Origin of the sequence: Cryobacterium sp. TMT1-3 (assembly GCF_004402315.1) — a bacterium.
Classification (GTDB): Bacteria; Actinomycetota; Actinomycetes; order Actinomycetales; family Microbacteriaceae; genus Cryobacterium; species Cryobacterium luteum.
The window spans coordinates 80,002-101,031 of the sequence record NZ_SOFW01000037.1 but is presented as its reverse complement, the minus strand read 5'-3'; the positions used below and the strand labels follow the sequence as shown (position 1 = coordinate 101,031).

Below are 21,030 nucleotides of genomic sequence, written 5' to 3'. Positions count from 1 at the left end.
TCACCCAGCGTATTCCCGTGCATATTCCGCCTCGCGAATACGTTCCGGGAAACCCACCGGGCAACTCTTGACCGGCGGCAGCACCCATCCTGCGACGCACCGGGCGAGACACCTCGACCAGGGGTCTTGAGCAACTCGCTCGGGTACACCGGTTGCCTCGGTGTGACGCGGCTTGATGCACACCGCCAGCAACTAGAACGGATGCGTGAGCGTGGTCTGCGGTGGCCTGCCGGGCATCCGCTTTCGCGGAACCGCACCGCACCGCACCGCACGGTGTCAGACCAACCCGGACCGCAGCCGGGCACGGCCTCGACGCGTCCATGCCATGGACATGGCATGTCCATGGCACGTCCATGGAGCGAGCCGTCCGACGGCCGCGTCGACGTGGCTGTTAGCGCACCGGGTAGTCGCGGGCCGGGGACCCCACGTAGAGCTGCTGTGGGCGGCCGATCTTGGTGGCCGGGTCCTCGTTCATTTCACGCCAGTGCGCGACCCAGCCGGGCAGACGGCCGATCGCGAAGAGCACGGTGAACATGCGCGTCGGAAAGCCCATCGCCTTGTAGATGACTCCGGTGTAGAAGTCGACGTTGGGGTACAGGCGACGTTCCTTGAAGTAGTCGTCGTTGAGCGCGATGTGCTCGAGCTCCTGTGCGATGTCGAGCAGGTCGTCCTGCACGCCGAGGGCGGCGAGCACTTCGTGGGCGCTCTCCTTGACCAGGGTGGCACGCGGGTCGTAGTTCTTGTAGACCCGGTGGCCGAAGCCCATGAGCTTCACGCCCTGCTCCTTGTTCTTCACCCGTTCGACATACTTCTCGACGCCCTGACCGGAGGCCTGGATCTCACCGAGCATCGACAGCACGGCTTCGTTGGCGCCGCCGTGCAGCGGGCCGAACAGAGCGTTGATGCCGGACGAGACCGACGCGAACAGGTTGGCCTCGGTCGAACCGACGAGGCGCACCGTTGACGTGGACGCGTTCTGCTCATGGTCTTCGTGCAGCATGAGCAGGCGTTCGAGCGCCTTGCTGACGACCGGGTTGACCTCATACGGCTCGGCCATGTTGCCGAAGTTGAGCTTGAGAAAATTGTCGACGAAGCTCAGGGAGTTGTCGGGGTAGAGAAATGCCTGGCCGACGCTCTTCTTGTGGGCGTAAGCGGCCATGACCGGCAACTTCGCCAGCAGCCGAATGGTCGAAATTTCGACCTGTTCCGGGTCCTTCGGGTCGAGCGAGTCCTGGTAGAACGTCGACAGCGCCGAGACACCGGAGGCGAGCACGCTCATCGGGTGCGCCTTGTGCGGCAGCGAATCAAAGAACCGTCGCATGTCTTCGTGCAACAGCGTGTGGTGACGGATGCGATCGTCAAAGTTGGCGAGTTCGCTCGCGCTGGGCAGCTCACCGTAGATGAGCAGCCAGGCGGTCTCGAGAAAGTTCGAGTTTTGGGCGATCTGCTCGATCGGATACCCGCGATAGCGCAGGATGCCGGCATCGCCGTCGATGTAGGTGATCGCGGAGCGCGTCGCCGCGGTGTTCACGAAACCGTAGTCCAGCGTGGTGAGGCCGGTCTTCTTGGTCAGTGTGGAGATGTCGATGCTCGACACGCCGTCCACACTGGTCAGGATGGGGAACTCTGCGCTCCCGCCGGGAAAGGTGAGGGTGACCTTGTTGGGGTCAGCGCTCATCGGTGCGCCGGATGTTGTCTGCTGCGCGACGTCGGTCACGGAGCCTCCTCGGGTATCACTGCCGGATGAAATGTGGCGACGCGTCACTGAGCCGGCCAGGTGTACAACTGCTGTGGTCGAATCTGTCGCGACTACAGCCTAATCGGCCAGACCGCCTACTGTTGCATCAGCTAAGAGTTCGGGCGGTTCGTTGGTGGAAGTCCACAGTGACGACCCCCTACTCGGGGCTGGCACGAAGGCGTGCGGCTGCGGCAGCAATGCGTTCGTCGGTCGCCGTGAGCGAGAACCGCACGTGTTGCGGGTAAACATCGCCGTAAAACGGACCGGGTCCGGCCAGAATTCCGCGGGAGGCGAGCCGTTCGATGGATTCCCACGCCGGTCGTTCTTCCGTGGCCCAGAGGTAGAGACCGGCCTCGCTCCGGTCGATGCGAAAACCGGCTTGCTCGAGGGCTGGTCGCAGCACGTCACGTCGGGCCCGGTAGCGCTTCTTCTGCACTGCAACGTGCTCGTCGTCGTCGAGGGCGGCGATCATCGCCTCCTGCAGCGGCGCCGGAAGCATGAGCCCCGCATGTTTGCGTACGGTCAGCAGGCGCCCGAGAACGCCGCCGCAGCCGGCCGCGAAGGCCGCGCGATAGCCTGCCATGTTGGACTGCTTGCTGAGCGAGTAGATCGCCACAATGTTGCGTCGGTCGCCCTCGATCACGCGTGGGTCGAGGATGCTGGGGATCGGTTCGGTATCCCACGGGGAATCCCAGCCGAGTTCGGCATAGCATTCGTCGCTGACGATGACGGCGTCGAGTTGCCGCGCGCGGGCGACGGCCGTCCGCAGCTCGTCCACCGACAGCACCCGGCCATCCGGGTTTCCGGGGCTGTTCAGCCAGATCAGCCCGGTCGATTCCGGCCATTCGGCCGGATCATCGGACGCCAGGGACGTGGCGCCGGCGATTGCGGCCCCAATCGCGTACGTCGGGTACGCGGCCAGCGGATGCACGATCGTGTCGCCCTCGCCGAGGCCGAGCATGAACGGCATGAGTGCGACGAGCTCCTTGGAGCCGATCGTGGGCAACACGTTTTTCGGCTGCAGGCCGGTGACACCGCGACGGCGGGCATACCAGGCAATAATCGCCTGCTGCAGGGCGGGCGTACCGACAGTTTGCGGGTAGGCGTGGGCATCCGAAGACGTGCGCAGCGCCTGCTGCACCACCTCGGGGGTGGCATCGACCGGTGAACCGATCGACAGGTCGACGATTCCGTCCGGGTGCTGCCTCGCCTGCGTGGCAAAGGGGACCATCTGATCCCAGGGGTAGTCCGGAAGCGGCTTCAACACGACATTTGCTTAGTGCGCAGCCTGCGGCGGCAGTGCGGAGATGACGGGGTGGTCCTTGGCGAGTACGCCGATCTTGGCCGCGCCGCCCGGGGAGCCGAGGTCGTCGAAGAATTCGACGTTGGCTTTGTAGTAGTCGGCCCACTGTTCGGGCAGGTCATCTTCGTAGTAGATGGCCTCGACCGGGCAAACCGGTTCGCAGGCTCCGCAGTCGACGCACTCGTCCGGGTGGATATAGAGGGAGCGTTCGCCCTCATAAATGCAGTCCACCGGGCATTCGTCGATGCAGGCACGATCTTTCACATCAACGCAGGGCAGAGCGATCACATACGTCACAGGCTGGGGATTCCCTTCGAGAGCGGACTCCTGATTCTACGCCCCCCGGTCGTGACCCCTTATCGGTCGCGCGGCGGCAGCTTCGGCCAGGCCAGCACGAACGCCGCGATGAGCGCCGGCACGACAGTCCACAGGGTTCCTGGCAGGCCGGCCGGCACGAGTACCGACCCGCCCGAGCCCCGCAGCGACAGCACGAAAATGGTCAGGAGCAACCCGGCGGCAGCCAAGCCCACCACGAACCGGTCCCGCACCACGAGGCGCAGGCCGAGCAACAGCGCACCGATCCCGATAAACGCGATGGTCAGGCCGATCGGCAGCGCTACTCCGAACAGAGTCAGGGTGGCCTGGTGCGCGATGGTGCCCAGCACACCGAAGAAGATGCCCAGCAGCAGCCCCCCGAGACCAACCAGCGATCGGTTCGTGAGCGTGGGGCGGGCGGGCGCGGCCGGCGGCGGGAGGGCCGGGCGCGGGGCATCCGCTCGCTGATACGTTTCGGTGTCGGTGATCAGGGCGGTGCTGCCGTCGGCGAGGGTGCGGGTGCGTTCGTTCAGGCTCCAGCGCGCGGGAAAACGCCCGAGCGCGCGCAGCTTGGGCGCGAGGTGATCGCCGATATCGATTGCCACCAAGCGCTGACCGGGCGCCTGACGCACCGTGCGAGCCAGGAAAACAGGCAGGCCGACCTCGTGCGCTGCGGCCGTCACGGAGCCTCGCAGATCGTCATCCACGGCGCCGACGACAACGGCGGTCGCGTCCAGGTGCTCGATGGCCGCGTCGACGGCCGTGGTGATTTCAGCCGGGGTGCCCGGTGCCAGGCGGTACCAGCTGCGCGCACCCAGATCGACCAACGCCGCGGAGGCTGCGGCGGCATCCGCTTCGTCGACGTCTGCGGCATAGAGCACGACGACCCGCGCCCCATCGGCGCGCAGCCGGGCGATGGTACCGCCGGTGAGCGCCGCTTCGTCACCGGGACGGGCGTGCACAAACAGGATTCGCTCGCCGCTGCCGGACATGACCATGGGCTGACGCACCGTTTCTGCTCAGTTGTCGTACTGGGTGATCTCTCGGCCCAACTGACATCATAACTAGACACCATCGTGGCATTGGGGCTAGAGTCGGCTCAGGTAAGGTTAGCCTTACCAAATTTTTGCCCGAACCTGATGAGGAACCACCGTGCTCGCAAACTACCTGATCGGCCTGCGCGAAGGCCTTGAGGCTGCCCTGATCGTGACGATCCTCATCGCCTACGTCGTGAAGATCGACCGACGTGATGTGCTCGCGCGCATCTGGCTCGGCGTCGGCCTGGCCGTACTTCTCGCCCTCGGCATCGGCGCCCTGCTCACCTACGGCACCTATGGGCTGTCCTTCACAGCGCAGGAGACCATCGGGGGCGTACTGTCGATCGTCGCGACCGGCCTGGTGACCTGGATGGTGTTCTGGATGCTGCGCACCGCCCGCGACCTCAAGGGTCACCTGCACGGCAACATCGACAAGCACCTCGTCGGCAGCGGCCTCGGCCTCGTGCTCGTCGCCTTTCTCGCGGTCGGCCGTGAGGGAATCGAAACCGCCCTGTTCCTCTGGGCCGCCGTGCAGGCCACCGGCGCGACGACCATGCCACTGCTCGGTGCAGCCCTCGGCATCGCGACGGCAATCGGCCTCGGCGCACTCATTTACGCCGGCATGCTCAAGATCAACCTCGGCAAATTCTTCACCTACACCGGCGCCATCCTCATCATCGTGGCCGCCGGCGTGCTTTCCTACGGTGTGCACGACCTGCAGGAGGCCGGCATCCTGCCCGGCCTTCACGCCCTCGCCTTCAACGTGAGCGCCGCCGTGCCGCCGGACAGCTGGTACGGCACCCTGCTCAAGGGCACCCTCAACTTCTCCCCCGCCACAACCTGGCTGGAGATGTTCGCCTGGCTGGCCTACGCGGTGCCCACCCTGACGCTCTTCATCACCAAGAGTCGCCACGGGCGCACGAGCACCCGGCCAGCCACACACACACCACAGGCGTCGGCGTCAGCGCCCCTCGCCGCGCACTAGCTCGCACGTTTCCCAGTCAAAGGATCTTCATGCCTCGTGTTATTCGTTCTGCCCGCCTGCTCGGCGTCAGCCTGCTCGGTGTTGGCTTACTGAGTGGTTGTGTCGCCAACAACCCGACCGGTGAGAGCGTGGCGCTGACGGTGGAGAGCAGCGCAGACGGATGCACCGTCTCGGCCACCGAGACGCCCGCCGGTGCCGCCAGCTTCAGTATCACCAATACCGGTGACCAGGTCACGGAGTTCTACCTGCTCGGTGACGACGGGCTGCGTATCGTCGGCGAAGCGGAGAATATCGGCCCCGGACTCACCCGGGACCTCGTCGTGCAACTGGCCGAGGGCAGCTATTTCACCGCGTGCAAGCCGGGCATGACCGGCGACGGAATCGGCAAAGCGGCGTTCACCGTCACGCCGTCCGCGTCCGGCACGGTGGTCAACACTGACCTCGACGCCCAGGTGGACACCGCCAACGAGAACTATACGTCCTACGTCAAGGACCAGATCAGCCAGCTCGTCACCGGAACGGATGCCTTCGCGACGGCCTACCTGGCTGGCGATGACGAGACGGCCCGCGCGCTGTACGCCTCTACTCGCATGCACTGGGAGCGGGTCGAGACGGTCGCCGAATCGTTCGGTGATCTCGACCCGAAGCTCGACCTGCGCGAGGCCGACCTCGAAGAAGGCCAGGACTGGACCGGCTGGCACGCGATCGAGAAGGACCTCTGGCCGAACGACGCCGAAGGCGAATTCGAGCCGTACAGCGCCGAGAAGCGAGCGGCACTGACCGAGCAGCTCGTCACCGACACCGCGACCCTCGACGCGAACGTGCAGGAACTCAACTTCACGCTGTCGCAGCAGACCAACGGCGCCATCGGCCTGCTCGACGAGGTCGCCACAGGCAAGGTCACCGGCGAAGAAGAAGCGTGGTCGCACACCGACCTCTGGGATTTCCAGGCCAACATCGACGGCGCCAAGGTGCTTTACGCCGGGGTGCGCGACATTCTGCTGGAGGAGGACCCCGACCTGGCCGCCTCGCTCGACACCGAGTTCGCCGCCCTGCAGACCCTGCTTGACGCCGAGCGCATCGGCGACGGTTTCACCCTCTATACCGATCTCACGCCGGCGGAGATTCGCGCCCTCGCCGACCAGGTCAACGCGCTCGGCGAGCCGCTGAACCGGCTCACCGCCGCGCTCGTCTTGTGACCCGCGCCAAGCGCACCGCGTCCACCGACCCGGCCAGTCCGGGGCGAGGACTGTCCCGACGTGGGCTGCTTGGCCTCGCCGGGGCCAGCGTCGCCGGTATCGGGCTGGGAGTAGCCGGGGATCGGGTCGCGCTGGCGGCGACGACGACACTGGGGTCGGGGTCGGGTGCGGGCGCGGCATCCGCTTCGATGGTGTACCCGTTCTACGGCAGCCACCAGGCCGGCATCGTCACGCCGGCGCAGGACCGCCTGCACTTCGCTGCGTTCGACGTCTCGGCCGGTGTGACGCGGGCCGAACTGATCGAGTTGCTGCAGGACTGGACCATCGCCGCTGCCGCGATGAGCGCCGGCCGGGACGTGGGTGAGTACGGCGCCGTCAGCGGCCCCTACGACGCTCCCCCGCAAGACACCGGCGAGGCGCAGGGTCTGCCGCCAGCCGGTCTCACGATCACGTTCGGCTTCGGTCCTACCCTGTTCGAAACAGCGGATGGCGTCGACCGCTTTGGCATCGTCGGCCGTCGGCCGGCCGATCTGACGCCGCTGCCGCATTTTCCGCGCGACGACCTCGATGACGGGCGCAGCGACGGTGACCTCTGTATCCAGGCCTGCTCGAATGACCCGCAGGTGGCTGTGCACGCCATTCGCAATCTGTCGCGCATCGCGTTCGGGCGGGCGGCCCTGCGCTGGTCCCAGCTGGGGTTCGGGCGCACCTCGTCGACGTCGACCTCCCAAGCCACCCCGCGCAACCTCTTCGGGTTCAAGGACGGCACGGCCAACATCAAGGCTGAGGAACCCGACGTCGTCACCGACCAGGTCTGGGTGTCAGCGGCCGACGGACCGGCCTGGCTGGCCGGCGGCTCCTACCTCGTGGCGCGGCGCATTCGCATGACCATCGAGACCTGGGACCGCTCAATTCTGCGCGAGCAGGAGGCGGTGTTCGGCCGCACCAAGGGGGTCGGCGCGCCGCTGTCCGGCGGTACCGAGTTCAGCGAACCCGACTTCGCGCTGGCAGGCCGGGAGGACCAGCCGCTCATCGGAGCCGCAGCGCACATGCGGCTCGCGCATCCGACCCAAAACCACGGCACCAAAATGCTGCGCCGCGGCTACAACTTCGTGGACGGCAACGACGACCTGGGGCGTCTGGAGGCCGGACTGTTCTTCATCAGTTTTCAGCGGTCACCGACCCAGTTCACGACGGTGCAGCTGAACCTCGCCAAGCACGATGCGCTCAACGAGTATATTCGTCACGTCGGCAGTGCCCTGTTCGCCGTTCCCGCCGGCACGCCGGACGGAGGCTACGTGGGCGCGGCCCTCTTCGCCTGACCGGCATCCGCTTGTCGGGTTAACGTGAAAACCCCCGAAGCCTTGGCTGCGGGGGTTTTCACGTAGGAGAGCTGCGAGTTAGTTCGCGTCCATCTTCTTGACGCGCGACACCTGACGTGAGCGAGCGGATGCCGTCAGCTCCACCTTGCGGATACGCACGGCGGCCGGGGTGACCTCGACGCACTCGTCTTCGCGAGCGAATTCGAGGCATTGCTCGAGCGAGAGCTGCTTGGGCGGCGTCATCGACTCGAACGTGTCGGAGCTGGACTGACGCATGTTGGTCAGTTTCTTTTCCTTGGTGATGTTCACGTCCATGTCGTCGGCGCGCGAGTTCTCGCCGATGACCATGCCTTCGTAGACCTCGCTGGTCGGCTGCACGAAGAACGACATGCGCTCCTGCAGGTTGATGATCGCGAACGGGGTGACCGCACCAGAGCGGTCGGCCACGATGGAACCGTTCGTACGGGTGTTGATCGTGCCGGCCCAGGGCTCGTAGCCGTGCAGGATCGCGTTGGCGATGCCGGTACCACGCGTGTCCGTGAGGAACTGCGTACGGAAACCGATCAGGCCGCGCGAGGGAACGATGAATTCCATGCGAACCCAGCCCGTGCCGTGGTTGGCCATGTTCTCCATGCGGCCCTTGCGCGCGGCAAGCAGCTGCGTGATGGCGCCGAGGTATTCTTCGGGCGCATCAATGGTGAGGTGCTCGTAGGGCTCGTGGATCTTGCCGTCGACGCGCTTCACAACAACCTGCGGCTTGCCGACGGTGAGTTCGAAGCCTTCACGACGCATCTGCTCGACCAGGATGGCGAGGGCCAGTTCTCCACGACCCTGCACCTCCCAGGCGTCCGGGCGTCCAATGTCGACGACCTTGAGCGAGACGTTACCGACGAGCTCGCGGTCGAGGCGGTCCTTGACCATGCGGGCGGTGAGCTTGTGGCCCTTGACCTTGCCCATGAGCGGCGAGGTGTTGGTGCCGATGGTCATCGAGATGGCCGGGTCGTCAACCGTGATGGTCGGCAACGGGCGCACGTCGTCGGGGTCGGCGAGGGTCTCACCAATGGTGATGTTCTCGATACCGGCGACGGCAACGATGTCGCCGGGGCCGGCGCTGTCGGTCGGGTAGCGGTCGAGCGCCTTGGTGATGAGCAGCTCGGTGATCTTCACGTTGCTGACGGTGCCGTCCTGCTGCACCCAGGCCACGGTCTGGCCCTTCTTGATGGTGCCCTGGAAGATACGCAGCAGTGCGAGGCGGCCGAGGAACGGCGAGGCGTCGAGGTTGGTGACGTGCGCCTGGAGCGGGTGCGTGTCATCGTAGGTCGGAGCCGGGATGTGCTTGAGGATCGCGTCGAACAGCGGTTCGAGGTCGTCGTTGTCGGGCAGGGTGCCGTCTTCGGGCTTGTTCCAGCTGGCGGCACCGTTACGACCGGACGCGTAGACGACGGGCACGTCGAGAACGGCGTCGAGGTCGAGGTCGGGAAAGTCGTCGGCCATGTCGCTCGCGAGGCCGATGAGGAGGTCCTGGCTTTCGGCCACAACCTCATCGATGCGCGCGTCGGGACGGTCCGTCTTGTTGACCAGCAGGATGACGGGGAGCTTGGCTTCGAGCGCCTTGCGCAGCACGAAACGGGTCTGCGGCAACGGTCCCTCGGAAGCGTCCACGAGGAGAACGACGCCATCGACCATGGACAGGCCGCGCTCGACCTCGCCACCGAAGTCAGCGTGGCCAGGGGTGTCGATCACATTGATGGTGATGGGACCGTCGGTGGCGTGGATGCCCTTGTACGAAACTGCCGTGTTCTTGGCGAGAATCGTGATGCCCTTTTCGCGCTCGAGTTCGTTCGAGTCCATCGCGCGCTCTTCAACGTGTGAGTGGTCAGCGAAGGAGTCGGTCTGCTTGAGCATCGCGTCGACCAGGGTCGTCTTACCGTGGTCAACGTGAGCAACGATTGCAACATTTCGGAGGTTATTGCGTGTAGCAATCGCCATAAAAATAGATCCTTACGAAGAATGAGTGCCGCAGAGTCTCGCGCGCGACGAAGAATGGATACCAGGGGTCATAATGTGACCCAAAGTACTATCCTACCGTATTATCTGAACCCGACTGGTGGAGCTCACGCGGCTAGTCGTTGATGCCGGAAGCCAGCAATTCGCGGCGCAGCTCGCGGCGGGCTCGCTGTTCGGTCGGGTCGGGGATCGGTACCGCAGCGAGCAGGCGCTGGGTATAGGGGTCTTTCGGGTAGCGCAGGATCTCATCGCGGGTGCCGGTTTCCACGATGCGCCCGTGGTGCATGACGGCGATGCGATCGGCGAGCACATCGATGACGGCGAGGTCATGGGTGATGAACAGGCAGGCGAAGTTCATCTGCTGCTGCAGCGACTGGATCAGCTGCAGCACTCGGGCCTGCACCGACACGTCGAGGGCGCTGGTCGGCTCATCGGCAATGAGCACCTTCGGTTCGAGTGAGAGCGCACGGGCTATACCCACCCGCTGCTTCTGCCCGCCAGACAGTTCGTGCGGAAAACGGCTGCGATACGCGCGCGGTAGTTCGACGCTGTCGAGCAGCCGTTCCACCTCGGCGCTGAGCCCGGCCCCCTTCAACCCCTTCGCCAGCTTGAGGGGTTCTCCGATACTGTCGCCGATGGGCATCCGGGGGTTGAGCGACGACGACGGGTCTTGAAAGACGATGCCGACGCTCTTGTGCAGCCGGTGAATCTCGTCCCGGCTGGCCTTGGAGATGTCCTGGCCGGCCACGTGCAGCGAGCCCTCGGTGATCGGCAATAGGGCGATGGCCGCGCGACCGAGGGTGGTTTTGCCGGAGCCCGACTCCCCCACGAGGCCGAGAACCTCTCCTTGCCGCACGAACAGGTTGACCTTGTCGACGGCGCGAAAGGCCGCGACGCGACCGTGCTTGGGGTATTCGATGACGACATCGTCGAACTTGACGACCACTTCACGTTTGTCCCGTCGCGCCTCGCTGGCCGCCTCGTTGGCCAGCCGCTCGTTGACCTCGATGCGCGCGGCGAGTACGGCGTCGACGACAATGTCGGTGCCGATGGCGAGCGCCGCCGTCATATCGATGGCTTCGTCACCGCGCTGCCCGAGGTGCGGAACGGCCTGCAGCAGCGCGATCGTGTACGGGTGGGTGGGTTCGTTGAAGATTTGGTCGACCGTGCCACGTTCCACAATGACACCGCGACGCATCACGGCGATGTCATCGGCGAGGTCCGCGACCACGCCCATGTCGTGGGTGATCAAGAGGATGGCGCTGTCGAGCCGGTCGCGCAGGCTCCGAAGCAAGTCAAGGATCTCGGCCTGCACGGTCACGTCGAGGGCGGTCGTCGGTTCGTCGGCGATGAGCAGCTGCGGATCGCAGGAGATGGACTGCGCGATCATGGCCCGCTGGCGCTGCCCGCCGCTCAACTGATGCGGGTAGGAATTGAAAGCTTTGAGCGGATCGGGCAGCTCGACCATGTCGAGCAGCTCCAGTGCCCGCGCCTTGGCCTCTGAGGGCGACATGCCGAAATGCGCGCGCAGGGTTTCGATGATCTGGAAGCCGATCGTGTAGACGGGATTAAGGGCGGTCATCGGCTCCTGGAAGATCATAGCGATCTGGCCGCCGCGCACCTTGTGCATCTGCGCCGGCTTCAGCCCCATCAGTTCCCGGCCGCTGAGCTTGACGCTGCCCGAAATGCGGCTGTTCTCGGGAAGAAGATCAAGAATGGCCATGGAGCTCGCGCTCTTGCCCGAACCGGACTCGCCGACGATGGCGAGTACCTTGCCCCGTTCGATCGAATAGTTCAACTTGAGGGCGGCCGGCACCCACACGTTGTCCACGCCGAAGTGCACGGTCAGGTCGCGCACCTTCAGCACCGGGCCGGAGAATGTGGTCGTCACCTGGTCGGTCATGAGGTCCTGCTTTCGCTGCTCGTGCGGTGGGTGCGGTCAATATCTGGCAGCATGGCTGCATGCCCGTCGCTGCCGACCCGAATGTCTTCTACTCGCGGTTCAACCGCATCATCGCCGCCGTGTTCACGGCGGTCGCGGCGCTCAGCGCGCTGAGCCTGTTCCTGCTGCCGACCGCGCAGAATCGAGTTCTGGTCATTCCGGCCCTGTTCGTGGTGGTTTTTGTCTGGGAGGTACTGTGGCGGCCCGACCTCACGGTCAGCGACACGGCCGTGACCGTTCGCAATCCGCTGCGCACCATCGTCGTGCCGTGGGCGGCGCTCGTGCACGTCGATACCAAGTTCGCGCTCACCCTGTACACGCCGGGGCGTAAGTTCGCGGTGTACTGCGCGCCGGCTCCCGGCCGCAGCCTGACCAGTGCCGGTCGCCGGAAGACCACCGACCCCGTGCCCTACGTCACCGGGGAGCCGCGCCCCGGCGATCTGCCGGGGAGTGAGTCCGGGGAGGCGGCGCAACTGGTGCGCGCGCGCTGGGATGCCCTGCAGAAAAGCGGCCGGGTGGACGGCGGGCTCGCGGCCCAGACGCCCGTGTCGGTCGGGTGGAGCTGGGGTCGCGTTGCCGTGCTGGTGGCTGGCGCTACGGCATCCGTTGTGGCGATACTGATTTCTTAGAGCACACCGACGGCGCGGCATCACGGCTTCAGCTCCGGTTCGGGCCGGGTCTCGCGCATCTTGCTGAGCTTGAACCGGCGGTGCCGGGGGTCGAACGCGTCGCGCAGGCCGTCACCGACGAAGTTCACCAGCAGTGCGAGCGACACGATGAACGCGCCGGGCCACCAGAACAGCCACGGCCGCGTCTGGAACGCCGATTGGTTGGAGCTGATCAGCAGGCCGAGTGACACATCGGGAGAGCGGATGCCGTATCCGAGGAAGCTCAACGCCGTCTCCAGCAGGATCGCTGAGGCCATGATGAGCGTCGCCGACACGATGACCACTCCCATTGCGTTGGGCAGAATGTGCTTGAAGATGATGCGGGCGTCTGATGCCCCGGCTACCCGCGCTGCCTCGACGAATTCACGTTCGCGCAGGGAAAGGAACTCGCCGCGAACCAGCCGGGCGATACCCATCCAAGAAAAGAACCCCAGCATGATCGCGAGCACCGGGGCGCCGAGGCTGCCGAACCAGTGGCCGACGACCGAGCCAATGACGAGCGCGGGAATCACAATGAAGACGTCCGTGATCCGCATCAACACGGCATCGACCGTGCCTCGGTAATACCCGGCGACCGCGCCGACCACCACGCCGACGACGGTCGCGATGAGGCCCAGCACAACCATGACGAGGGCGGAGTTCTGGATACCCCGCATGGTCATCGCGAAGTAGTCCTTGCCGATGCGGTCCTGGCCGAACGGATGCTCGCCCAGCGATACCCCGTTGCCCCCGAGAAACTGTGGCACCAGCGACAGGGTTGGGTCACCACCGTTGACCTGTTCGTTGAGCTCCTTGAACCCGAACTTCCACCAGCCGGGAATGGGGCCGATTCCGATGGCGGAAAAGGAGAACAGGATGATGGCCAGAAGGATCACGATCGAAGCGACGGCCACTTTATTGCCGATAAATCGTCGCCAGATCAGTCGGCCCTGGCTTTCGGGAACCGAGCTGGCGACGGCGAGCTCGTCGGCGGGCACTTCGGGCGGTGTCGGCCCCAAACCAATCGGTGTGGACATTTAGCGGATCCTCACTCTCGGGTCGAGCCCGGCATAGGCCATATCGGCCAGAAAGTTGAAGGTGATGGCCATGGCGGCCACGATCAGGAAGTAGCCCATGACCGGATTCAAATCACCGCGCTCGAGCCCCGCATTGAACAGGCTGCCCATGCCCGGTATGGCGAACACCTTTTCGGTGATGATCGCGCCGCCGAGCAGGGCACCGACGTCGAAGGCCACCAGGGTGGTCAGGGGAATGAGCATGTTGCGGAACGCGTGCCGCACGATAACTGTGCGTTCCGGAAGGCCTTTGGCCCGGGCGGTGCGAATGTAGTCAAGGCTGAGCACCTCGAGCATGCCGGCCCGGGAATATCGGGTGTAGCCGGCAAACGAGATCAGCAGCAGCGCGACCGTCGGCAGGGTGAGGTGTGCGAAGGTGTCGAGGCCCGCGAGCCACACGTCACCGGACAGCCCAGGCGTTTTCGAACCCACCGTCGCGATCGGTCGCCCGTTGGTGGCGCTGAGCAGGTCGCCCCAGGACTGCATGAAGCGATCCAGCAGCACGACGGCTCCGGAGAACAGTGCCGTGACCAGACCGACGCGCATGTTCTGGCCGCGGTCGTAGCCACCGGCCAGGAAGCCACTGAGGAGCCCGACGGCGATCGTGGCGAGCGCCAAAATGAACAGGGTGGCGGCGCTCGACACATCGAACAGGGGCTGCAGCAGAAAGTACGCCGCGATGGCGATCCCGCCGTTGATGCCGGCGGTGATCACGGCCCGCCGGTTGCGCAGCCCGGCCAGCAGGGCTGCGGCCCCCAGGGCGATGGCCGCCACGAGAATGATGATGGGGATCGGCCCCAGCCCCGGATTCTCGAACCAGCCAGTCGCGCTCATCAATAAGAGCACACCGGATGTCGCCAGTCCCGACACGAGGAACACCACGAGTCGGCGCAGCCCGTCACCACCGAGCAGGGACTGCCAGATGGCACCAGCGACGAGGCCGATGACGACCAGCGCGAGTCCACCGATCACGGGATCGCGCAGAAAGTCGTTGAAGCCGATGGCGATGAATTCCTTGAGAAGTACAGCCACGAGAAAGGCGGGCAGTGAATAGAGGAAGAAGCTCACGAAGGTGACCGTGTTGTCGAGGCCGCTGTACTGACGCAAAGCGGTGATGATGCCGATCGTCACGCCGAGCAGAATGGCGAGCACGAGTGCCAACGTGACCAGCTGCAGGGTCGCGGCGAGGGCGTTGGGGAGGATATCTACGACGGGCGCGTTGGAGATCGTCGACCCGAGGTCGCAGGCATTGGCGAACGGGATCGCACACTTGGCGACGCCACCAAGCCAGAGCACCCAGCGCAGCGGCGGCGGCACGTCAAGGTCGAGTCGGTCGACGCGGGCGTCGATCAGCTGCTGTTTGTTGGGCGAGCTGCTGCTCAGCAGGTCCTGGAGCGGCTGCGCCGAGTAACCGACCATGACGTACATCACAAACGATGCGGCGATGAGGATGAGGATGGAAACGAGAATTCGTCTCAGGATGAAACTCACCATGCCGGGCTACCTCACTGTAGGGGTTTGGCGGTACTGCGGGACACCAGTGACTTAGAGCTGCCACATCCGCGAGTTGGGCCTCTGGGCGAACCCAGAAGCCCAACTGCGCAGGAACTAGCTAGCTACTCATTGACGGACCACTGCCAGAAGTTCCAGAACGGACCGGTTTGGTTGCCCATGTACTCGACACCGCTCACGCGCTTGGATACCCCGTACACGCCCGGCAGCTGGAACAGGGGCAGGCCGTAGGCATCCGCGAACATCTGCTTGTCCATCCGCTTCTCAATGGCGATCACCTCGTCAGGATCAAGCGTCGTCTGGGTCAGGAGAGCATCATCGTTCGTTCCCGTGTACCGGCTATAATTTCCGCCCCCATCGGTCGAGAAGATCTGCGAGATGCCGGCCGACCCGACGCCGGGGCTGATCCAACCGAAGATCGACGCTTCATAGTCGCCGCCAGACAGCAGCGAACTCCAGTCGGGTGACCCCTTGTCGACGATGGTGAACCCGGCCTGGCTGGCCGACTCCTGAATGGCTTGAAAGGAATCGACCCGGTTCGGGTTGTTGGAGTTGTACAGAATGCTGACCGTCGGTGTCGCACCGGCCAGAAGCGCCTTGGCACCCTCGATGTCCACCTCGGCATAGTCGCTCGAGCCGTTATTGGCGACGGAATCGTCGTACGGCTCGTTGGCCGGAACCCAGATCTGTGAGTTCAGAACCTCCGCGTCTGGATTGATCGGCGTGATGAGGGAGTCCAGAATTTGCTGGCGCGGAATGGTCTTCAGGAAAGCCTGGCGAACCTTCAGATCAGCGAAGACCTCGGAGCCGAAGTTGAGGTCGACGTGGTCGTAAGAGAGCTGGTCGCCGGTGAGCACATCGGCGCCGGTGTTCTCCAGCGCCGTCAGGGTATCAGCGGATGCCTGCGGGTACATGATGTCAACCTCGCCGTTCTGCAGCGCGGTGACCTCGGCGTTCGCGTCGGGGATGACGCGCAGGATCAGCTTGTCGATTTTGGGCTTCATGCCAGCGACATAAAACTCGTTGGGCTCCATCGTGAAGGACTGGCCGGGGGTCCAGCCGGTCGGCACCATCGGCCCGCTCGAGACGAGCAGGTCGGGGTCGGTCGGGAACGCGGTCACGTCATAGCCGGTGTTCACGAAGTCGGCGGCCGCCTTGAAAGTGGGGTCGGCTGCGGCCGGGCTGGCCGGGTCGCCCTTGGGCAGGCTCATGATCAGTTCGGTGAGTTCGGCTGCCGAGCCGAGTCCGGCCTTCTTAGCCACGATGTGCGCCGGCTGGCCGATCGGGTTGACAATCTCCCAGTCCACGAACGGCGTTCCGTAGACCAGGGTCATCGACAGGTTATCGTCGCTGACGGTCGGCAACGCCGTCGTGTCGAGTCCGGCCGTGCTCGCAGCCAGGTCGAAGTATTGCGTACCGGTCACGACCTCGTCATTTTCGTCCTTGGTCGCGCTGTTGAAGTAGCCGGATTGCGTCGCCCAGGACAGCACCATGTCATCGGCCGTTACGGGCTCCCCGTCGGACCACTTATTGTCGGGGTTGAGCGTGTAAGTGACGGTCTGCGGGTCGTCGCTGGTCTTCTCGAAGGTGCCGAACTCCTCCTCGCGCACGAGGTTGAAGTCGGGGTCAATGTAGGCGAAGGCCGATCCGTAGTTGCCCATGAGGTAACCGATGATTCCGTTGGTGTCGAGGTTCGCCTGCGGGGTCTGGTTGTTGAACGAGGTGAAGTCGTTGACGATCGCGACGGTCACCGTTCCGCCGCCACTGGCAGCATCCGTGTTGTCGTCGGTGCTTCCGGTCGTGGTGCATGCGGTCAGTGCAAGAGCAGCGACGCCGAGAACGGCGACCCCGCTGAGGCTCTTCCTGAACAGTTTTCCTCTGATGGACAAGATTCCTCCTGGGCAAAATGATCGTCGGAGCGCGGCGGGACACCGCGGGCCGATCGTGGTTTGATACGACCCTAGAGAGAAACCCCAACTTTGCCAATCAAATGACCGAACTGTTATGAAATAGCTCCATTCTTTTTCGTCAAAGGCGGGCAATGTGCACAAATCCTGCGTATAGACCTCGAAAAATCGACGTGTGCTTCGAGTAACGGCACCACCGCAACATATTCCAGCGCGGGGTCACACCGCCGGTTTCGTGCGATCTTGTTAAAACGCTGCGGGCCCGACCGAAATTTTTTCCTGGTCGGGCCCGCAGCTCGGGTGAAAGCGTTCGGCTACCGTCCGAACTCGAAGTTCGCGCCGGGGATCGCCGCGAGCAGCTCCTGCGTGTACACCTCGCGGGGGTTGTCGAACACCTCGTCGGTGGAGGACGCCTCGACGATTCGCCCCTTCTGCATGACACACACATTGTCGGCGACCAGCCGCACGACCGCGAGATCGTGCGTGATGAAGAGGTAGGTCAGTCCCAGCTCGGTCTGCAATTCGGTGAGCAGACTCAGAATCTGCCCCTGAACGAGAACGTCGAGGGCCGACACTGCCTCGTCGAGCACGAGCACGTCGGGCTTGAGCGCCAGGGCACGGGCAATCGCGATGCGCTGACGCTGACCGCCCGACAGCTCGCTCGGGTAGCGGAACTGTGTTGCGGCCGGCAGGGAGACCTGGTCGAGCAGCTCCAAGACCCTGTGCTGGCGGTCCTTGCGGGAACCCACCTTGTGCGCGAGCAGGGGTTCCGCGATGGTGTTGCCCACGTTGTACTGCGGGTCGAGCGAACCGTACGGGTCCTGAAAGACCGGCTGCACGCGGCGACGGAAGCTCAACAACTCACGCCCCGTCAACCCGGCGACATCACGCCCGTCGAATTCGATCCGCCCGCTCGTGGTGCTTTCCAATTGCAGGATGAGCTTGGCCACGGTGGATTTGCCGGAACCGGACTCCCCCACGATCGCGGTGGTGGTGCCCTTCTTCACCCCGAACGACACGTCATTCACGGCGAGCAGTTCGGTATAGCGCAACCCGGATTTGCGGATGCGGTACATCTTGGTGATGCCCTCGACCGAGATGAGGTCTTTGCCCGACGCCGCCAGTTCGCGGTCGGTCGCCCGCCGCATCAAGGCGGTGTCGGTACCGCCGGCCGAGAAGATCTCGGCCGGCGGGGCATCCTCATTCTTCTTGGCCTGGATGCGTCGTGACGCGAGGCTCGGAGCGGCCGCCACGAGACGCTGGGTGTAGGGGTGCTGCGGGTTGGCGAGAATCTCCTGCGAGGGCCCCGACTCGACCACTTTGCCCTTATACATCACCACGAGCTGCTCGGCCCGTTCGGCCGCGAGGCCGAGGTCGTGCGTGATGAACAGAACACTCGTGCCATAGTCCCGGGTGAGGGTGGCGAGGTGATCGAGAATCTGGCGCTGCACGGTGACATCGAGCGCACTCGTCGGCTCATCGGCGATAAGCAGCTTCGGCCGGGCCGACAGCCCGATTCCAATGAGCACGCGTTGGCGCATTCCGCCGGAGAACTGGTGCGGGTACTGCTTGAGCCGGTCGGCAGCATCGGCCAGGCCCGCCTCCTGCAGTACTTCAATGGTGCGCTGTTTCAGTGCCTTGCCGCGCAGGTCGCTGTTGGCCCTGATCGCTTCGGCCACCTGGAAGCCGATGTTCCACACCGGGTTGAGGTTGCTCATCGGGTCCTGGGGAACGTAGCCGATCTCGCGACCGCGCACGTTTTGCATCTCTGCTGCGGTCAGCGCCGTCAGGTCGCGGCCCTCGAACAGAATCTGCCCACCGGTTACCTGGCCGGTGCCGGCCAGCAGCTTGATGATCGCCTGGGCGGTCGTGGTCTTGCCCGAGCCGGACTCCCCCACGATGGCGAGGGTCTGCCCGGGGTAGAGCGTGAGGCTGACACCGCGCACGGCCGGCACGATGCCCCGCTGCGTCCGGAAGCCCACCTCGAGGTCGCGGATTTCCAGGAGCGGTGCGGAGTCGGTGGACGGAATCTGATTCACGGTTTCGGTCGCTAACTGGGTCATCGGCGTGCCCTCGCCTGGGGGTCGAGCGCATCGCGCAGCACGTCGCCGAGCATGAGGAAGGCCAGCACGGTCAGGGACAGCGCGATCGAGGGGTACAACAGCACCTGCGGGCTGGTGCGGATGGAGGTTTGAGCTTCGCCGATGTCACGCCCCCACGACATGGTGCCCGGTCCGAGGCCGATGCCGAGGAACGAGAGCGTGGCCTCAGCCACGATGAACGTTCCGAGCGAGACCGTCGCGATGACGATCACGGGGGCGATGGCGTTGGGAATCACGTGGCGCAGCAGAATCTTGAACTTCGACACGCCGAGCGCGACCGAAGCTACGACATAGTCCGAGCTCCGCGCGGTGAGCACGGCGCCGCGCATGATGCGGGCCACCTGCGGCCAGGCGAAGATCGAGATGACCAGCGCAATGACCACCGGGGTGCGGTCGGGCAGCACCGAGAGCAGCACGATAGCGCCGAGCACGGTCGGAACGGCGAAAAAGATGTCGCCGATCCGCGAGACGACCGCGTCGAGGAATCCGCCGTAGTAGCCGGCGAGGGCACCGACGATTAGACCGAACAGGGTCACGATCGCCGCGGCCAGCATTCCCACGGTCACCGAGGCACTCGTTCCGAAGATGATTCGCGAATAGACATCGCAGCCCTGAAACGTGAATCCGAGCGGATGCCCGGACTGCGGTGACCCGTTGCTGTCCGACAACTGGCACTGCGTCGGCGAGACCGAGGCGAACCAGGTGGGAAACAGGGCGACCAGAACGATCAGGACGATGAGTCCGGAAGCGATCCAGAAGGTGGGCCGACGACGCATCGCGTCCCAGGCATCTGCCCAGGTACTGCGCGCCTTCGCTGTCTCGTCGAGGCGGTCGATGGCGACGAGCGGGGTATCTTCGAGCGCGGCAACGAAGTGCGGCTGCGCGCCGTGATTCTTACTTGGCATAACGGATCCTTGGGTCCAGAGCTGCGTACAGCAGATCGACGAGCAGGTTGGCGAGTACGAAGATCACGACCATCACGGCGATGAACGAGACCACGGTGGGTCCTTCGCCGAGGCGAATGGCCTTAAAGACGGTTCCACCCACTCCGTTGATGTTGAAGATTCCCTCGGTGACGATGGCGCCGACCATGAGCGAGCCGATGTCCACTCCGAGAAAGGTGATCACGGGCACGAGGGAATTGCGCAACACGTGCACGGTCACCACGCGGGGGCGGGAGAGGCCCTTGGCCGTTGCGGTGCGAACAAAGTCGGCGTTGAGGTTGTCTGACACGCTCGCGCGGGTGAGGCGCACGATGTACGCAAACGAAACGGATGCCAGCACCAGCGCTGGCAGGATCAGTTCGTCTATCGGTGCTGCGCCACTGACCGTGGTGCGGGCCCAGCCGAGCTGCACGCCGAACACGAATTGCAGCACGAAGCCGATCACGAAGGTCGGCACGCTGATCAGCAGCAGGCTCACGACGAGCGCGCTCGCGTCGAACAGTTTGCCCTTGCGAAGGCCGGCGATCAAGCCGACGAGGATGCCGAAGACGGCTTCGAAGGCGAGGGCGAGCATGGCCAGTCGCGCCGTGATCGGAAAGGCGGAGGCCATGACATCGGAGACGGAGCGACCGGAGTACGTAGTGCCGAGGTCGCCCTGGAAGAAGTTGCCGATGTAGAGCAGGTACTGCACGATGAACGGCTTGTCGAGGTTGTACTCGGCGCGAATCTGCGCCAGGACGGCGTCTGATGGCGGCCGTTCGCCATAGAGCGCGGCGATCGGATCTCCGGGGAGGGAGAACACCATGAAGTAGATCAGGAACGTGGCGCCGAAGAACACGGGGATCATCTGGAGAAGACGTTTGCCGGTGTACCAGAGCATCAGGTCGCCGCGGGCTTGGTTGACACTGCGGAGGTCGGGAGCATGAAGAATCGCAATCATTAAGTGGAACTCGAGAGGCCCGGGGAATGACCCCCGGGCCTCTCGTAACGACGG

The 21,030-nt window shown here is 64.7% G+C and carries 16 protein-coding genes; 4 read left to right on the top strand and 12 right to left on the bottom strand.

What is annotated here, in order from left to right; translation table 11 throughout:
* Window positions 1-391: 391 nt before the first annotated feature.
* From E3O25_RS12790 to E3O25_RS12775, 4 genes are all read right to left on the bottom strand, one after another.
* Window positions 392-1,678, bottom strand: coding sequence for a citrate synthase (locus tag E3O25_RS12790; RefSeq protein WP_092108639.1), 1,287 nt, complete (start codon window positions 1,676-1,678; stop codon window positions 392-394).
* Window positions 1,679-1,895: 217 nt separating this feature from the next.
* Window positions 1,896-3,005 carry a succinyldiaminopimelate transaminase gene (gene dapC, locus E3O25_RS12785; protein ID WP_277871548.1) on the bottom strand — a complete coding sequence of 370 codons (1,110 nt, stop codon included), beginning with the start codon at window positions 3,003-3,005 and terminating at the stop codon, window positions 1,896-1,898.
* 9 nt (window positions 3,006-3,014) lie between these two features.
* Window positions 3,015-3,338 (bottom strand): ferredoxin, encoded by a 324-nt coding sequence (gene fdxA, locus E3O25_RS12780; protein WP_092108342.1) that lies wholly within the window; start codon window positions 3,336-3,338, stop codon window positions 3,015-3,017.
* Window positions 3,339-3,397: 59 nt separating this feature from the next.
* A complete protein-coding gene (locus tag E3O25_RS12775) occupies window positions 3,398-4,366 on the bottom strand; it encodes a hypothetical protein (protein ID WP_134361318.1) in 969 nt (322 codons plus the stop codon).
* 142 nt (window positions 4,367-4,508) lie between these two features.
* Between E3O25_RS12775 and efeU the strand changes: the two genes are divergently transcribed.
* From efeU to efeB, 3 genes are read left to right on the top strand one after another with little or no spacing between them, the layout of a single operon-like run.
* Window positions 4,509-5,378 carry an iron uptake transporter permease EfeU gene (efeU, locus tag E3O25_RS12770; protein WP_134361317.1) on the top strand — a complete coding sequence of 290 codons (870 nt, stop codon included), beginning with the start codon at window positions 4,509-4,511 and terminating at the stop codon, window positions 5,376-5,378.
* 29 nt (window positions 5,379-5,407) lie between these two features.
* Window positions 5,408-6,577: an iron uptake system protein EfeO gene (efeO, locus tag E3O25_RS12765; protein ID WP_134361316.1), complete on the top strand. Its 1,170-nt coding sequence runs from the start codon at window positions 5,408-5,410 to the stop codon at window positions 6,575-6,577.
* Window positions 6,574-7,899 (top strand): iron uptake transporter deferrochelatase/peroxidase subunit, encoded by a 1,326-nt coding sequence (gene efeB / locus E3O25_RS12760; protein WP_092108334.1) that lies wholly within the window; start codon window positions 6,574-6,576, stop codon window positions 7,897-7,899. The genes efeO and efeB overlap by 4 nt, the downstream gene beginning before the upstream one ends.
* A 78-nt stretch (window positions 7,900-7,977) precedes the next feature.
* On the opposite strand, the gene typA is transcribed toward efeB, so the two are convergent.
* Together typA and E3O25_RS12750 are read right to left on the bottom strand one after the other, a co-directional pair.
* Complete coding sequence (typA, locus tag E3O25_RS12755; RefSeq protein WP_092108332.1) at window positions 7,978-9,888, bottom strand: translational GTPase TypA; 1,911 nt, start codon at window positions 9,886-9,888, stop codon at window positions 7,978-7,980.
* 133 nt (window positions 9,889-10,021) lie between these two features.
* The gene (locus tag E3O25_RS12750; protein WP_092108330.1) at window positions 10,022-11,809 is read right to left on the bottom strand and encodes an ABC transporter ATP-binding protein; all 1,788 of its coding nucleotides are present in this window, start codon (window positions 11,807-11,809) and stop codon (window positions 10,022-10,024) included.
* A 59-nt stretch (window positions 11,810-11,868) separates the two neighbouring features.
* Between E3O25_RS12750 and E3O25_RS12745 the strand changes: the two genes are divergently transcribed.
* Window positions 11,869-12,477 (top strand): PH domain-containing protein, encoded by a 609-nt coding sequence (locus E3O25_RS12745; protein WP_092108328.1) that lies wholly within the window; start codon window positions 11,869-11,871, stop codon window positions 12,475-12,477.
* A 20-nt stretch (window positions 12,478-12,497) separates the two neighbouring features.
* Here E3O25_RS12745 and E3O25_RS12740 read toward each other — a convergent pair whose 3' ends face one another.
* From E3O25_RS12740 to E3O25_RS12715, 6 genes are all read right to left on the bottom strand, one after another.
* Window positions 12,498-13,532, bottom strand: coding sequence for an ABC transporter permease (locus E3O25_RS12740; RefSeq protein ID WP_134361315.1), 1,035 nt, complete (start codon window positions 13,530-13,532; stop codon window positions 12,498-12,500).
* Window positions 13,533-15,065 (bottom strand): ABC transporter permease, encoded by a 1,533-nt coding sequence (locus tag E3O25_RS12735; RefSeq protein WP_092108324.1) that lies wholly within the window; start codon window positions 15,063-15,065, stop codon window positions 13,533-13,535. It abuts the gene before it with no gap.
* 122 nt (window positions 15,066-15,187) lie between these two features.
* The gene (locus E3O25_RS12730; RefSeq protein WP_092108322.1) at window positions 15,188-16,972 is read right to left on the bottom strand and encodes an ABC transporter family substrate-binding protein; all 1,785 of its coding nucleotides are present in this window, start codon (window positions 16,970-16,972) and stop codon (window positions 15,188-15,190) included.
* A 332-nt stretch (window positions 16,973-17,304) separates the two neighbouring features.
* Window positions 17,305-19,053, bottom strand: a complete 1,749-nt coding sequence (locus tag E3O25_RS12725; protein WP_134361314.1) for an ABC transporter ATP-binding protein — start codon at window positions 19,051-19,053, stop codon at window positions 17,305-17,307.
* Window positions 19,050-19,997, bottom strand: a complete 948-nt coding sequence (locus E3O25_RS12720; protein ID WP_092108318.1) for an ABC transporter permease — start codon at window positions 19,995-19,997, stop codon at window positions 19,050-19,052. Before E3O25_RS12720 ends, E3O25_RS12725 begins: the two co-directional genes overlap by 4 nt.
* Entirely contained in the window at window positions 19,987-20,916 is a 930-nt protein-coding gene (locus E3O25_RS12715) for an ABC transporter permease (RefSeq protein WP_092108637.1), read from the bottom strand. Before E3O25_RS12715 ends, E3O25_RS12720 begins: the two co-directional genes overlap by 11 nt.
* Between the last annotated feature and the right edge of the window lie 114 nt (window positions 20,917-21,030).